The organism is Pseudomonas sp. B40(2017) (assembly GCF_002112855.1).
Classification (GTDB): domain Bacteria; phylum Pseudomonadota; class Gammaproteobacteria; order Pseudomonadales; family Pseudomonadaceae; genus Aquipseudomonas; species Aquipseudomonas pharyngis.
Window position 1 is genome coordinate 171,897 of record NZ_NEIT01000005.1, and the last position, 14,642, is coordinate 186,538.

The 14,642-nt window shown below is 61.6% G+C and carries 12 protein-coding genes; 11 read left to right on the forward strand and 1 reads right to left on the reverse strand.

Annotated elements, in window-relative coordinates; all coding sequences use genetic code 11:
- Positions 1-40 precede the first annotated feature (40 nt).
- The 7 genes from mreC (at position 41) to tldD (ending at position 10,216) form a co-directional block, all read left to right on the forward strand.
- Positions 41-1,165, forward strand: a complete 1,125-nt coding sequence (gene mreC / locus CAF76_RS14860) for a rod shape-determining protein MreC (RefSeq protein ID WP_085647683.1) — start codon at positions 41-43, stop codon at positions 1,163-1,165.
- Positions 1,165-1,656, forward strand: a complete 492-nt coding sequence (mreD, locus tag CAF76_RS14865) for a rod shape-determining protein MreD (RefSeq protein ID WP_064593386.1) — start codon at positions 1,165-1,167, stop codon at positions 1,654-1,656. Before mreC ends, mreD begins: the two co-directional genes overlap by 1 nt.
- Positions 1,657-1,858: 202 nt before the next feature.
- Positions 1,859-2,455, forward strand: a complete 597-nt coding sequence (locus tag CAF76_RS14870) for a nucleoside triphosphate pyrophosphatase (protein ID WP_085647684.1) — start codon at positions 1,859-1,861, stop codon at positions 2,453-2,455.
- A gap of 57 nt (positions 2,456-2,512) precedes the next feature.
- Entirely contained in the window at positions 2,513-3,970 is a 1,458-nt protein-coding gene (gene rng / locus CAF76_RS14875; protein WP_007953605.1) for a ribonuclease G, read from the forward strand.
- A gap of 75 nt (positions 3,971-4,045) precedes the next feature.
- On the forward strand, positions 4,046-7,849 hold the full coding sequence (locus tag CAF76_RS14880) for a YhdP family protein (RefSeq protein WP_085647685.1): 3,804 nt from the start codon (positions 4,046-4,048) through the stop codon (positions 7,847-7,849).
- Positions 7,850-7,907: 58 nt separating this feature from the next.
- Positions 7,908-8,768, forward strand: a complete 861-nt coding sequence (locus CAF76_RS14885) for a carbon-nitrogen hydrolase family protein (protein ID WP_007953603.1) — start codon at positions 7,908-7,910, stop codon at positions 8,766-8,768.
- Between the two features lie 5 nt (positions 8,769-8,773).
- A complete protein-coding gene (tldD, locus tag CAF76_RS14890; protein WP_085647686.1) occupies positions 8,774-10,216 on the forward strand; it encodes a metalloprotease TldD in 1,443 nt (480 codons plus the stop codon).
- A gap of 51 nt (positions 10,217-10,267) precedes the next feature.
- Here tldD and yjgA read toward each other — a convergent pair whose 3' ends face one another.
- Positions 10,268-10,792 carry a ribosome biogenesis factor YjgA gene (yjgA, locus tag CAF76_RS14895; protein WP_007953598.1) on the reverse strand — a complete coding sequence of 175 codons (525 nt, stop codon included), beginning with the start codon at positions 10,790-10,792 and terminating at the stop codon, positions 10,268-10,270.
- Between the two features lie 108 nt (positions 10,793-10,900).
- Here yjgA and pmbA point away from each other — a divergent pair, with 108 nt between their 5' ends.
- The 4 genes from pmbA (at position 10,901) to CAF76_RS14915 (ending at position 14,641) form a co-directional block, all read left to right on the forward strand.
- A complete protein-coding gene (pmbA, locus tag CAF76_RS14900) occupies positions 10,901-12,247 on the forward strand; it encodes a metalloprotease PmbA (RefSeq protein WP_085647687.1) in 1,347 nt (448 codons plus the stop codon).
- A 161-nt stretch (positions 12,248-12,408) separates the two neighbouring features.
- Positions 12,409-12,816 carry a FagA protein gene (locus tag CAF76_RS14905; protein WP_085647688.1) on the forward strand — a complete coding sequence of 136 codons (408 nt, stop codon included), beginning with the start codon at positions 12,409-12,411 and terminating at the stop codon, positions 12,814-12,816.
- Positions 12,797-14,173 (forward strand): aspartate ammonia-lyase, encoded by a 1,377-nt coding sequence (locus tag CAF76_RS14910; RefSeq protein WP_085647689.1) that lies wholly within the window; start codon positions 12,797-12,799, stop codon positions 14,171-14,173. The genes CAF76_RS14905 and CAF76_RS14910 overlap by 20 nt, the downstream gene beginning before the upstream one ends.
- A gap of 27 nt (positions 14,174-14,200) precedes the next feature.
- Positions 14,201-14,641 carry a hypothetical protein gene (locus CAF76_RS14915; RefSeq protein ID WP_064593392.1) on the forward strand — a complete coding sequence of 147 codons (441 nt, stop codon included), beginning with the start codon at positions 14,201-14,203 and terminating at the stop codon, positions 14,639-14,641.
- Position 14,642: the final 1 nt, after the last annotated feature.

Consider the following 14,642-nt stretch of genomic DNA (forward strand, 5'->3'; position numbering starts at 1 on the left):
CGTATGAATAAACAGAACATTTGCCTGGGAGGAGCGGCTTATTAAACCGCTTTTCGCCAAGGGCCCCTCACTGGGCGTGCGCTTGTTGGTGCTGGCCGTACTGTCGGTCGCGCTGATGGTCGTTGACGCGCGCTTCAGCCTGCTTAAACCCGTACGCAGCCAGGCCTCGCTGGTGCTGATGGATGCCTACTGGATTACTGACCTGCCCGGACGGTTGTGGGAAGGTATCGCCAGCCAGTTCGGCAGTCGCACCGAGCTCGTCGCCGAAAATGAAAAACTCAAGTCGGAGAACCTGCTGTTGCAGGGTCGCATGCAGAAGCTTGCCGCCCTCACCGAGCAGAACGTCCGTCTGCGCGAGTTGCTAAATTCCTCCGCGCTGGTCAACGAGAAGGTCGAAGTGGCCGAACTGATCGGCATGGACCCCAACCCCTTCACCCATCGCATCATCATCAACAAAGGCGAGCGCGATGGCGTGGTGCTCGGTCAGCCCGTGCTCGATGCTCGTGGCCTGATGGGGCAGGTGGTCGAACTGATGCCGTACACCTCCCGTGTGCTGCTGCTGACCGACTCGACCCACAGCATTCCTGTGCAGGTGAACCGTAACGGTCTGCGGGCGATCGCCAGCGGCACCGGTAACCCTGAGCGTCTGGAGTTGCGCCACGTGGCGGACACCGCCGATATCAAGGAAGGTGATCTGCTGGTCAGCTCCGGTCTTGGTCAGCGTTTCCCGGCCGGTTATCCGGTGGCGACGGTCAAGGAAGTGATCCACGATTCCGGCCAGCCATTCGCCATTGTTCGCGCCGTGCCGACCGCCGCATTGAACCGCAGCCGCTACCTGCTGCTGGTATTCAGTGACAACCGCACCGCCGAAGAACGTGCCAACGATGCCGCGCAGGCTCAGGAAAACCTCGATGCCTTTGGTGGCGGTCCGGTGGTTCCGGCCACGGTGCCGAAAATCGTCACCCCGCCTGCCGCAGCCGCAACCCCTGCCACGACGACAGCGCCGGCTGCGCCTGCCGCCAGCACCACGCCGGCCAAACCTGCTGCAGGCAAACCGCCTGCAGCCACACCAGCGGCCAGCAAGCCACCGGCCAATCAGCCCGCTGCTCGACCAGCGGCCAAGCCGCCTGTCACTGCGCCGGCGACCACCGGGAGGCAAGAATAATGGTCGGAGCTACCGCATCGCGTAACGGCTGGATCGTCTGGCTGACGTTTATCGTCGGCATACTGCTCAGCGTGTCGCCATTGCCGATTTTCATGGAAATCCTGCGCCCGCTGTGGCTGGCCTTGCTCCTGACTTTCTGGGCTTTGTACCTGCCGCATACGGTCGGCATGGTCACGGCGTTCTGCCTGGGGCTGGCCGAAGACGTGCTGCAAGGCGATCTGCTCGGTCAGAATGCATTGATCCTGACCCTGATCACGTTCCTGGTGCTGTCTTTGCAGCAACGCCTGCGGATGTTCCCGATGTGGCAGCAGAGCCTGGTGATTCTGGTGATCTTCGGCCTCGCCCAGCTCGTACAACTGTGGCTCAGTGCCTTGACCGGCAACCGTCAGCCGACCCTCGCACTGGTCCTGCCGGCACTGGTCAGTGCCTTGCTCTGGCCATGGGTCAGCTTCGCTTTGCGTGGATTGCGCCGGCGCTACAAAATCAACTGATTCGGTCAGGCATTTGCCCGTACCAGTGCCTTGCCTCGCAAATGAAGTTCTTTTTGGGCGAGCGGCTGTTGTTGCCAGACAAGGCGCCGTGACGAGTCATAGCGTGCTATGGCGAGGAACGGCAACGCAGTATGGCAACAACAGACGCCGACCAAAGGGAACAGCATTTGTGAGGCAGGGCACCAAACAGGGAGATGTCTTGATGAAAAAGCTTTACCTCGCCTCAGGATCGCCGCGTCGGCGTGAGTTGCTCACGCAGATCGGCATCCCGTTTACCGCCATCAGCGCGGACATCGATGAAACCCCTCTCGCCAATGAATCCCCATCGGCCTACGTCGAGCGCCTGGCGCGCGGTAAGGCCGAGGCCGGGCGGCGCACCGTCGTTTGCGACTTAGCGTTTTGCGTACTGGGCGCCGACACCGCCGTGGTGCTGGACGGCAAAATTCTTGGCAAACCGGTGGACGAAGCTGATGCGTGCGCCATGCTGATGATGTTGTCCAGCAAGGAGCATGAAGTGCTGACGGCGATTGCCGTGCTCGACGGCCAGCGCTGCGAGTCGCGGGTTGTGCGCAGTCGGGTGCGGTTCCGTTCGATCAGTCGCGAAGAAGCCGCCGCCTACTGGGCCAGCGGCGAGCCCCGGGACAAGGCGGGTGGCTACGGCATTCAGGGGCTCGGTGCGGTGTTCGTCGCCGGCCTCAACGGCAGTTACTCGGCGGTCGTCGGCTTGCCGGTGTGCGAAAGCGCAGAACTGCTCGGCCATTTCGGCATACCCTGTTGGCAAACCCTGAACGCGCAATAAGCGTCGAACGGACAAGATGCGGCCATTATCGTGAACATGCCTGAACGAGACCCTGCCATGAGTGAAGAGATTCTGATCAACATCACGCCGATGGAATCGCGCGTGGCGGTGGTCGAAAACGGTGTGCTGCAAGAAGTGCACGTCGAGCGTACGCAAAAGCGCGGGATCGTCGGCAACATCTATAAAGGCAAGGTGGTGCGGGTTCTGCCGGGCATGCAGGCGGCTTTCGTCGACATCGGCCTGGATCGCGCGGCCTTCATTCACGCCTCGGAAATTTCCCTGCGCGAAGGTCCTGCGGTGGAAAGCATCAGTGCGCTTGTACACGAAGGCCAGAGCCTGGTGGTGCAAGTCACCAAGGATCCGATCGGTTCCAAAGGTGCGCGGCTGACCACGCAACTGTCGATCCCGTCGCGTTATCTGGTGTACATGCCGCGCACCGCCCACGTCGGCATTTCCCTGAAGATCGAAGACGAAGCCGAGCGCGAACGCCTCAAACAGGTGGTAAGCGACTGCGTGGCCAAAGAAGGTATTAAAGAGGCCGGCGGCTTCATTTTGCGTACCGCCGCCGAAGGTGCAGGGGCCGATGAGATCCTGATGGACATCCGCTATCTGCGCCGTCTGTGGGATCAGATCAACGAGCAGATCAAGACCATCGGCGCACCGAGTGTGATCTACGAAGACCTCGGCCTGGCGCTGCGCACCCTGCGCGACCTGGTCAGCCCGAAGATCGAGAAGATCCGCATCGACTCCCGGGAAACCTTTCAGAAAACCACGCAGTTCGTCGCCGAACTGATGCCGGAAATCGCCGATCGTCTGGAACACTACCCGGGTGAGCGGCCGATCTTCGACCTGTACGGCGTCGAAGACGAAATCCAGAAAGCCCTGGAACGGAAGGTGCCGCTGAAGTCCGGCGGTTATCTGGTCATCGATCCAGCGGAAGCCATGACCACCATCGACGTGAACACCGGGGCGTTCGTCGGTCATCGCAATCTTGAAGAAACCATCTTCAAGACCAACCTCGAAGCCGCGACCGCGATTGCCCGGCAGATGCGCCTGCGCAATCTGGGCGGGATCATCATCATCGACTTTATCGACATGGAAGACGAAGAGCACCAGCGCCAGGTGCTGCGTACCCTGGAGAAACAGCTGGAGCGCGATCACGCCAAGACCAACATCATCGGCATTACCGAGTTGGGCCTGGTGCAGATGACGCGCAAGCGCACCCGCGAAAGCCTCGAGCAAGTGTTGTGCGAACCGTGCAGCAGCTGTCAGGGCCGGGGCAAGCTGAAAACTCCGGAAACCATTTGCTACGAGATTTTCCGCGAGATCCTGCGTGAAGCCCGGGCCTATCAGGCCGAGGGTTATCGGGTGCTGGCGAACCAGAAAGTCGTCGACCGGCTGCTCGATGAAGAGTCCGGTAACGTGGCCGAACTTGAAGGTTTCATTGGGCGCACCATACGCTTCCAGGTGGAAACCATGTATTCCCAGGAACAATATGACGTGGTGCTGCTCTGAACCCCTGCATCACCTTTTTCCTGAAACGGCTGGCCTCAGCTTTTTGCAGTATTTTTGCCATGGGAGCCAACTGACATGGAACGTCTGACACGCATTTTGGCCGCACTGACCCGCTGGGGTCTGGGCCTGTGCGCGTTGGTTCTGGTATTGATGGCGTTGTACGTCAGTCTCGGCCGGGAACTCACGCCACTGGTTGCCGAATACCGCGCCGATATCGAAGACAAGGCCAGTGCCGCCCTGGGCATGCCGCTGCAGATCGGCGAGCTGGAAGGCAACTGGAGCGGGTTTGCCCCGATCCTGCTGGCCCACGACGTGATGGTCGGCAGCGGCGCCAATGCCCTGCGCCTGGATCGGGTGCGCGCGGTGCCGGATCTTTGGGCTAGTCTGCTGGCCCGCGAAGTGCGCATCGCCCATTTGGAACTCAATGGTCTGAAGATCAGCCTCAAGGAAGGCGAAGACGGAAAGTGGGCGCTGGAAGGCTTGCCGGTGCAGCAGGACCAGCCCATGGATCCCGAGCAACTGTTCAACCGCATGCAAATGATTCAGCAACTGTCGGTGCTCGACAGTCAGGTGACGTTGCAGCCGCTGGAGCAGGCGCCGCTGACCCTCACTTATGTCGGCCTCAATCTAAAGACCGGTTCCAGCCGCCAACGCCTCGATGCGCGCCTGACCCTGCCTGACGGTCAGCCTGTGGCGCTGAGCCTGCGCACACGACTTCGTCCGAATCAGTGGCAGAACAGCGAAGTGGACGGTTATGCCAGCCTGCCGCAGAGCGACTGGTCGAAATGGCTGCCTGAGCGCCTGACCCAACAATGGAATTTCTCCGAGATCAAGGCCGGTGGCGAGCTGTGGGTCAACTGGCGAGAGGGGGCTTTGCAGAGCGCGGCGATCCGTCTCAATGCGCCGCAACTGACCGGCGCCTACGCTGAACGCAAGCCGATCCAGATCAACAATCTGGCGCTCAATGGCTATTTCCAGCGCGGTTCCGAGGGAGCCATTGTCACACTTGATTCGCTGGCGATGAATTTCGGCGAAACCCGTTGGGAATCCCATGTCCAGATCAAACAGACTGCCGCCACCGACAAGAACGAAGAACTCTGGCATCTGCAGGCCGACCGGCTCGACCTGACCCCGATCACACCTTTGCTCAATGCCCTCGGACCTTTGCCCCAAGGCTTCGCCACCGTGGTCGAGCGCCTGAAAGTGACCGGCGGTCTGCGTAACGTGCTGCTGGATTTCCGGCCGAACGCCACCGACGACAGCAAATTCAGCTTCGCCGCCAACCTCGATCAAGTCGGCTTCGACGCCTACCACGGCGCGCCGGCGGCACGGAATGTCAGCGGCAGTCTTACCGGCAATCTCGGTGGCGGCGAGCTGCGCATGGACAGCAAGGACTTCGTCCTGCACCTCGATCCGATTTTCGCCAAGCCGTGGCAATACATTCAGGCCAACGCCCGGTTGACCTGGAAGCTCGATAAAGAAGGTTTCACCCTGATCGCGCCGTACCTGAAGGTGCTCGGCGAGGAAGGCAAGATCGCCGGCGACTTCCTGATCCGCCTGCACTTCGACCACAGCCAGGAAGACTACATGGATCTGCGGGTCGGTCTGGTGGATGGCGACGGTCGCTACACCGCCAAGTACCTGCCGCAAGTCCTGAGCCCGGCCCTCGATGAATGGCTGCGTACGGCGATTCTCAAGGGCGCGGTGGATCAGGGTTTCTTCCAGTATCAGGGTTCGCTGAACAAGAACGCCGGGGAAGCGGATCGCAGCATCAGTCTGTTCTTCAAGGTGCACGACGCCGAACTGGCGTTCCAGCCAGGCTGGCCGCACGTGAGCAAGGTCAACGGTGATGTGTTCATCGAAGACAGCGGCGTGCGGATTCTGGCCAGCAAGGGCCAGTTGCTCGACACCCAGGTCAGCGATGTCTTCGTCAATATTCCCCACGTGCCGAGCGGCGAGCACAGCCATATGTTCCTCGACGGCAGCTTTGCCGGCGGGCTGGGCGATGGCCTGAAGATTCTTCAGGAGGCGCCGATCGGCACCGCCGATACTTTTGCCGGCTGGGAAGGCGAGGGTGACCTGCAAGGCAAACTCAAACTCGATGTGCCGTTGGCCAAGGGTGATCAGCCGAAAATCCTCGTCGACTTCAAAACCGCCAATGCGCGCTTGAAGCTGGCGGAGCCGAAGCTCGAACTGAGCCAGCTCAAGGGCGACTTCCGCTTCGACAGCGCCAAGGGGCTGAGCGGGCAGAACATCAGTGCCCGGGCCTTTGACAAACCGGTGACCGCGCAAATCTTCGCCGACGGCGCCCCCGGCAAACTCAAGACCCGGGTCGCGGCGTCAGGACAGGTCGAGGTCAAGAAACTCACCGACTGGCTGGGCGTGACTCAACCATTGCCGGTGTCCGGGACGATTCCGTATCAGTTGCAAGTGAATCTGGACGGCGCCGACAGCCAATTGATGGTCAGCTCCAGTCTGAAAGGCGTGGCGGTGGATCTGCCGGCGCCGTTCGGCATGGCCGCCGATGTCGGGCGTGACACGGTGTTCCGGATGACATTGCAGGGGCAGGAACGGCGTTACTGGGTCAATTACGATCAACTGGCCAATTTCACTTTCGCAGCGCCACCGAGCAGTTTCGCAGATGGTCGTGGCGAGTTGTTCCTCGGCGCTGGCGAAGCGGTGTTGCCGGGCAACAAAGGCCTGCGGGTGCGTGGCGTGTTGTCGGAGCTGGACGTAAAGCCGTGGCAGGATCTGCTGGACAAATACGCCGGCCAGGATCCAGGCGGCAACGCCAAACAGTTGCTCAGCAGCGCAGATTTCAAGATCGGCAAACTCACCGCCTTCGGCACCACCCTGGATCAGGCAGCCGTGCAGGTGAATCGCAAGCCCGGTGCCTGGGCGCTGGCCCTCGACAGCCAGCAGGCCAAAGGCACGGCGGGCATTCCTGACGCCAAGGGCGCGCCGATTGCGGTGAACCTGCAATACGTGCGATTGCCAGCGCCGGACCCGACGGTGCAGGCCGACGAAAACGCGCCGGACCCGCTGGCTTCGGTCGATCCCAGCAAGATTCCGGCGCTGGATATCACCATCAATCAATTGTTCCAGGGCCAGGACCTGGTCGGCGGCTGGTCGCTCAAGGTTCGACCGACCGGCAAGGGCATTGCCCTGAACAACCTCGATCTGGGCCTCAAGGGCATCCTCTTGCAGGGCAGCGGTGGCTGGGAGGGAGCGCCCGGTGCCACGACCAGTTGGTACAAGGGGCGGATCGGCGGCAAGAACCTCGCCGATGTGCTCAAGGGCTGGGGTTTTGCGCCGAGCGTGACCAGCGAAGAATTCCACATGGATGTCGATGGCCGCTGGCCGGGCTCGCCGGCGTGGCTGGCGACCAAGCGCTTCTCCGGCACACTCGACGCGTCCCTTAACAAAGGCCAGTTCGTCGAAGTCGAGGGCGGCGCCCAGGCGTTGCGCGTATTCGGCCTGCTCAACTTCAACTCGATTGGCCGGCGTTTGCGTCTCGACTTCTCCGACCTGTTCGGCAAAGGCTTGAGTTATGACCGGGTCAAGGGTTTGCTGGTGGCGACCAATGGCGTGTATGTGACGAAAGAGCCAATCAAGTTGACCGGCCCCTCGAGCAACCTGGAACTGGACGGCACGCTGGATCTGGTGGGCGACAAGGTGGATGCCAAATTGCTGGTGACTTTGCCTGTGACCAACAACCTGCCGATTGCCGCGCTGATTGTCGGCGCGCCGGCCGTCGGCGGTGCGTTGTTCCTGATCGACAAGCTGATCGGCGATCGCGTGGCGCGGTTCGCCAGCGTCAAATACACCGTCAAAGGCCCGTGGAAAGAGCCGAAAATCACCTTCGACAAGCCTTTTTGAACAGCCAGCCCCTGAACCGATGGAGTAGCATGGCCGCATACCTCTTGCGGAGTGCGCCATGTCTTTAGCGGTGATTCAAATGGTCAGCCAGAGCGATGTGCTGGCCAATCTGCGCGATGCCCGACGTTTGCTCGAACAGGCAGCCAGCGCCGGCGCGAAGCTGGCGGTGCTGCCGGAAAACTTCGCGGCCATGGGCCGTCGCGACATCGCCGATATCGGCCGCGCCGAAGCGCTTGGCGAAGGCCCGATCCTGCCGTGGTTGAAACAGACCGCCCGCGACCTCAGGTTATGGATTGTGGCCGGCACCTTGCCGTTGCCGCCGGTGGGTCAGCCTGAGGCCAAGTCCCATGCCTGCTCGCTGCTGGTGAACGATCAGGGCGAAATCGTTGCACGCTATGACAAGTTGCACCTGTTCGATGTCGACGTAGCGGACAATCGCGGCCGTTACCGCGAATCCGATGACTATGCTTATGGCAGTGGCGTGGTGGTCGCGGACACGCCGGTCGGGCGATTGGGCCTGACGGTGTGCTACGACCTGCGCTTCCCGGAGCTGTACAGCGAATTGCGTGCTGCCGGGGCTGAACTGATTACCGCACCGTCGGCCTTCACTGCGGTGACGGGGGCGGCGCACTGGGATGTATTGATCCGCGCACGGGCCATTGAAACCCAGTGCTACGTGCTGGCGGCAGCCCAGGGCGGAACGCATCCGGGGCCGCGGGAAACCTTTGGCCACGGGGCGATTGTCGACCCGTGGGGCCGCGTGCTGGCGCAGCAGGAACAAGGCGAAGCCGTGTTGCTGGCCGAGCGCGACAGCAATGAACAAGCGTCCATCCGGGCGCGAATGCCGGTGACCGGTCATCGGCGGTTTTTTTCGCAGGGCGCACAGCGACCTGCTTCAGAACACGAATTTAAGGCGTAAAACCTATGAGCGAGTTGTTGTCCTCAGTCAGTGATCACCTGTTGGCGCCCGGCGGCGTGACGATCGAGAGCCTGCAAGGCGTGCTCGGTGATCTGGCGGGTCCAGGCATCGATGCGGCCGACCTGTATTTCCAGGGGCAGATTTCCGAGTCCTGGTCGCTGGAAGACGGCATCGTCAAGGAAGGTAGTTTCAACCTCGACCAGGGTGTTGGCGTGCGTGCGCAGTCCGGTGAGAAAACCGGTTTTGCCTACAGCAACGCGATCACCCTCGAAGCCCTCGGCGCAGCGGCCCGTGCGGCCCGTTCGATTTCCCGCGCCGGGCAGAACGGCACGGTGCAGGCGTTCAGCACCCAGGACGTCGCCCAGTTGTACGCGCCGGATAACCCGCTGGAAGTCTTGAGCCGCGCTGAAAAAGTCCAATTGCTCAAGCGCATCGACGTGGCGACCCGCGCCCTCGATCCGCGAATCCAGCAGGTCAGCGTGAGCATGGCCGGGGTCTGGGAGCGGATTCTGGTGGCCTCGACCGACGGCGGCCTGGCGGCCGATGTGCGTCCGCTGGTGCGTTTCAATGTCAGTGTGATCGTCGAGCAGAACGGCCGTCGCGAGCGCGGCGGACATGGCGGCGGCGGGCGTACCGACTACCGTTATTTCCTCGCCGAAGACCGTGCCATGGGTTATGCCCGTGAGGCGTTGCGTCAGGCGCTGGTGAATCTGGAAGCGATTCCGGCACCGGCCGGGACCTTGCCGGTGGTTCTGGGCTCGGGCTGGTCCGGCGTGTTGCTGCACGAAGCGGTCGGCCACGGCCTGGAAGGCGATTTCAACCGCAAGGGCAGTTCAGCCTACAGCGGACGCATGGGCGAAATGGTTGCCTCGAAACTTTGCACCATCGTCGATGACGGCACTCTGAGCGGTCGTCGCGGCTCCCTGAGCGTCGACGACGAAGGCACCCCGACCGAGTGCACCACGCTGATCGAAAACGGCGTGCTCAAAGGCTACATGCAGGACAAGCTCAACGCGCGGCTGATGGGCGTGGCCCGCACCGGCAACGGTCGCCGGGAATCCTACGCGCACCTGCCGATGCCTCGGATGACCAACACTTACATGCTCGGCGGCCAGAGCGATCCGGCGGAAATCATCGCCTCGGTGAAAAAGGGCATCTACTGCGCCAACCTCGGCGGCGGTCAGGTCGACATCACCAGCGGCAAATTCGTGTTCTCCACCAGCGAGGCTTATCTGATCGAGGACGGCAAGATCACCGCGCCGGTCAAAGGCGCAACATTGATCGGCAACGGTCCGGAGGCGATGAGCCGGGTGTCGATGGTCGGTAACGATCTGGCGCTGGACAGCGGTGTGGGCACATGCGGCAAGGACGGGCAGTCAGTGCCGGTGGGCGTAGGCCAGCCGACCCTGAAAATCGATGCGATCACCGTGGGTGGCACGGGCGCATAAGAAGGAATGGAGCTTCGGGTGGCGCGCAGTGCGGCCACCCGGTGGCGAATATCAGCGCAGACCGCGTTGAGTCTCGTCCAGCTCACGGATGTACTTGAAGATTTTGCGGCTCGACGCAGGAGGTTTGTTTTGCGCAACCTCGTGCTGGGCCTGACGGATCAGGGAACGCAGTTGCTGGCGGTCGGCGTCCGGGTAATCGACGACGAATTTCTCCAGTACGGCATCGTCACCGGCGATCAGGCGGTCACGCCAGCGTTCGAGGTTGTGGAAACGCTCGTTGTACTGACGGGTAGAGGCGTCGAGTTGATCGAGCAGGGTGAGAATCGCGTCAGTGTCCTGATCGCGCATCAGTTTGCCGATGAACTGCAAGTGCCGTTTACGCGCGATGTTCGCGGTGTGCTTGGGCGCATCGGCCAAAGCCCGGCGCAAAGCGTCGGTCAATGGCAGTTTTGCCTGCAAGTCGGGCTTGAGCGTTGTAAGGCGCTCGCCAAGGTCAACCAGAGCATGCAGCTCGCGTTTGACCTGGGATTTGCTTTTTTCTCCCGTATCGAGGGAGTCGTCGTAAGAATCAACCATGGTGGCAGTCCGCAAAGAAACGCCGCCATGATAACCAGTCGGGGGCCGCTTGTCCGGCCCGGTCGCTCGAAGGCCCCAGCCGAAAGCAGAATTTGAGTGGAGATGAGCATGAGTGCAGTTGAAAGCGTCGGCCCACAGGCATTGCCGGCACTGCAGGAACAGGTCGAGCAGATCATCGCCGAAGCCCAGCGTCAGGGTGCCAGTGCCTGCGAAGTGGCGGTGTCGCTGGAGCAGGGCCTGTCGACGTCGGTGCGTCAGCGTGAAGTCGAAACGGTCGAGTTCAACCGCGATCAGGGTTTTGGCATCACGTTGTATGTCGGCCAGCGCAAGGGGTCTGCCAGCACGTCTGCCACCGGGCCGGATGCGATTCGCGAGACCGTCGCTGCGGCGCTGGCGATCGCCAAGCACACATCGGAAGACGAAGCCTCGGGGCTGGCCGATGCCGCGCTGATGGCCAGGGATATTCAGGATTTCGACCTGTTCCACCAATGGGACATCACGCCGGAGCAGGCCATCGAGAAGGCGTTGCTCTGTGAAGCTGCCGCGTTCGACGCCGATGCGCGCATCAAGAATGCCGATGGCACCACGTTGAGCACTCATCAGGGCTGCCGCGTGTATGGCAACAGCCATGGTTTCATCGGCGGTTATGCGTCGACCCGGCACAGCCTGAGCTGCGTGATGATCGCCGAGGCCGATGGCCAGATGCAACGCGACTACTGGTATGACGTGAACCGCCAGGGCAGTTTGCTGGCGGATCCGGTGAGCATTGGCCAGCGTGCGGCACAGCGCGCGGCGAGTCGCCTGGGTGCGCGCCCGGTGCCGACCTGTGAAGTGCCTGTATTGTTTTCGGCGGAACTGGCGGGTGGGTTGTTCGGCAGCTTCCTGTCGGCGATTTCCGGCGGCAGTCTGTACCGCAAATCGTCATTCCTCGAAGGCACTCTGGGGCAGAAGCTGTTCCCGGAATGGTTGACCATCGACGAGCGTCCACACCTGATGCGCGCCATGGGCAGTGCTTCCTACGATGGTGACGGCCTGGCGACTTATGCCAAACCGTTCGTCGAGAAGGGCGAGCTGGTCTCGTACATCCTCGGCACCTATTCCGGTCGCAAACTCGGCATGCTGAGCACCGCCAACGCGGGCGGTGTGCATAACCTGTTCGTCACCCATGGCGATGAAGACCAGGCCGCCTTGCTGCGACGCATGGGTCGTGGCCTGTTGGTCACCGAATTGATGGGCCATGGTCTGAACATGGTGACCGGTGATTACTCGCGCGGGGCGGCGGGTTTCTGGGTCGAGAACGGGGAGATCCAGTTCGCGGTGCAGGAAGTGACCATCGCCGGCAACATGCGCGACATGTTCAAGCAGATCGTCGCGGTGGGTAACGATCTGGAACTGCGCAGCAACATTCGCACCGGTTCGGTGTTGATCGAAAAGATGACTGTCGCTGGCAGCTAAGCCCAGGCCGGTACACAAAAAGGCGCGTCACCCGATTGGGTGGCGCGCCTTTTTCATGTCTGCAAATTTTTTGGGCTGCTCAGGGCAGCTGAAAAGCCACCCTTGTTTTGGTTCTCATTATCATCTAATAATAAATCTCATTATCGGATGAGCCCAGGATCATGAGTTCTGCCTTGCACGAGCAGCCGTACCTCGAAAGCTGGCGCTGGATGAGTCGCCAGATCCGTTGCGCGATGGATCCCGACGAACCACGACTGATCGAACATTACCTGGCCGAAGGCCGGTATCTGGCCTGCTGCACGGCGACCTCGCCCTGGATGATCGCTGAAACCTCCTTCCGTCTGCTGCTCGACACGGCCACCGATATCGCGTTGCCGTGGCACTGGCGCAGCCTGTGTCTCGATCAAGCCTGGCGCCCCTTGCGTGAAATGGAGCGCCTGTCGCTGTGCAAGTGCCGGCTCAAACGCTGGCAAAGCTACACCTGGCAGCTCGCCACCTGCGAGTTGCAACCCTCGATTCCTCTCATTGAATTAGTCCAAGGATTTACCGATGACCAAGACACGTATTGAGCGCGACAGCATGGGCGAACTGCAGGTGCCGGTGGACGCTCTCTATGGCGCGCAGACCCAGCGTGCAGTGGATAACTTCCCGATCAGCGGCAAACCGATGCCCACCCAGTTCATCCGCGCCCTGATTCTGGCGAAAGCGGCCGCAGCCCGCGCCAATGTCGAACTCAACCAGCTCAGCGCCGCGCAAGGCAAAGCCATCAGCGATGCCGCCCAAGGGTTGCTGGAAGGCGACTTCATGCGGCATTTCCCGGTGGACATCTTCCAGACCGGTTCCGGCACCAGCTCCAACATGAACGCCAATGAAGTGATCGCCACCCTGGCCAGCCGCTTGCTCGACGAACCGGTGAACGCCAACGACCACGTCAACTGTGGGCAGAGCAGCAACGACATCATTCCGACCACTATCCACGTCAGCGCCGCATTGGCCCTGCACGAACAACTGCTGCCGGCGCTGCTGCACCTGGTGCAGGTGATCGAGCGAAAGGCCGAACAGGTCCATCATCACGTCAAGACCGGTCGCACCCACTTGATGGACGCCATGCCGGTACGCCTGAGCCAAGTGCTCAACGGCTGGGCGCAGCAGCTCAAGGCCAATATCGGTCACCTGCAGGATTTGCTCCCAAGCCTGCAATCCCTGGCCCAGGGCGGCACGGCGGTCGGCACCGGAATCAACGCGCATCCGGAATTTGCTGCGCGTTTCAGCCGCCAATTGAGCCAGTTGACCAACGTCCAGTTCACGCCGGGCAAGGATCTGTTCGCCCTGATCGGCTCGCAAGACACCGCTGTGGCCGTATCGGGCCAGCTCAAGGCCACCGCCGTTTCATTGATGAAAATTGCCAACGACCTGCGCTGGATGAACTCCGGCCCGCTCGCCGGGCTCGGTGAAATCGAGCTCGAGGGCCTGCAGCCTGGCTCATCGATCATGCCAGGCAAGGTCAATCCGGTGATTCCGGAAGCCACCGCCATGGTAGCTGCGCAAGTGATCGGCAATGACTCGGTGATCACCATCGCCGGTCAATCAGGCAATTTCGAACTGAACGTGATGCTGCCGATCATTGCCCAGAATCTGCTGAGCAGCATTGAGTTGCTGGCCAACTCCAGCCGTTTGCTGGGTGACAAGGCCATCGCCACCTTCAAGGTCAACGAGTCGCGCCTCAAGGAAGCGCTGTCGCGCAACCCGATTCTGGTGACCGCGCTCAACCCGATCATCGGTTACCAGAAAGCTGCCGAGATCGCCAAGCAGGCCTACAAGCAGGGTCGCCCGGTGATCGACGTTGCGCTGGAGCACACCGACCTGTCGCGCAGCCAGCTGGAAGAGTTGCTCAATCCCGAGAAACTCACCGCCGGCGGCGTGTAAGCACCGCAACCGCTTTGGAGGTTCACCATGGAGCACTGGAAACGCACGATCGAACGGGCCAATCGCTGCTTCATCCTGGGCGAGCTGATCGATGCCCGAGAGGCCTACCTGCAAGCCCTGGCTCTGGCGCAAGTGTTGTTCGAGCGCTGGGCCGATGCCGACGAAGCGGTGGCGGCTTGCGTCATCTCCCACCACAACCTGGCCGATCTGCATCTGCGCCTGAATCAGCCGGAGGAGAGCGCCGAGTACCTGTGCGCGATTCATCAACGGCTGTTGCAGACCATGCAGGACGAGCGCCTGCGTCCGGCGCTACGTGAGGCGGCGCTGCGCCAGAGCAGCAAGACCTACGTCGAGCTGCTCAATTTCATCAGCGAACACGGCGAATACCCGCGCACCCAGCGTTTGCTGCACCCGGATACCGGCAACGCGCGCCGCGCGCCTGCCCCACATCACCATGGAGTCCATTGAA

What these genes read in the sequence shown, in the direction of transcription:
- pmbA (WP_085647687.1), top strand. Translation starts at nt 10,901, where the DNA reads ATGAGTGCAGTTGAAAGCGTCGGCCCACAGGCATTGCCGGCACTGCAG.
- CAF76_RS14870 (WP_085647684.1), top strand. Translation starts at nt 1,859, where the DNA reads ATGAAAAAGCTTTACCTCGCCTCAGGATCGCCGCGTCGGCGTGAGTTG.
- CAF76_RS14910 (WP_085647689.1), top strand. Translation starts at nt 12,797, where the DNA reads ATGACCAAGACACGTATTGAGCGCGACAGCATGGGCGAACTGCAGGTG.
- CAF76_RS14885 (WP_007953603.1), top strand. Translation starts at nt 7,908, where the DNA reads ATGTCTTTAGCGGTGATTCAAATGGTCAGCCAGAGCGATGTGCTGGCC.
- CAF76_RS14905 (WP_085647688.1), top strand. Translation starts at nt 12,409, where the DNA reads ATGAGTTCTGCCTTGCACGAGCAGCCGTACCTCGAAAGCTGGCGCTGG.
- CAF76_RS14880 (WP_085647685.1), top strand. Translation starts at nt 4,046, where the DNA reads ATGGAACGTCTGACACGCATTTTGGCCGCACTGACCCGCTGGGGTCTG.
- mreD (WP_064593386.1), top strand. Translation starts at nt 1,165, where the DNA reads ATGGTCGGAGCTACCGCATCGCGTAACGGCTGGATCGTCTGGCTGACG.
- tldD (WP_085647686.1), top strand. Translation starts at nt 8,774, where the DNA reads ATGAGCGAGTTGTTGTCCTCAGTCAGTGATCACCTGTTGGCGCCCGGC.
- rng (WP_007953605.1), top strand. Translation starts at nt 2,513, where the DNA reads ATGAGTGAAGAGATTCTGATCAACATCACGCCGATGGAATCGCGCGTG.
- CAF76_RS14915 (WP_064593392.1), top strand. Translation starts at nt 14,201, where the DNA reads ATGGAGCACTGGAAACGCACGATCGAACGGGCCAATCGCTGCTTCATC.
- yjgA (WP_007953598.1), bottom strand. Translation starts at nt 10,792, where the DNA reads ATGGTTGATTCTTACGACGACTCCCTCGATACGGGAGAAAAAAGCAAA.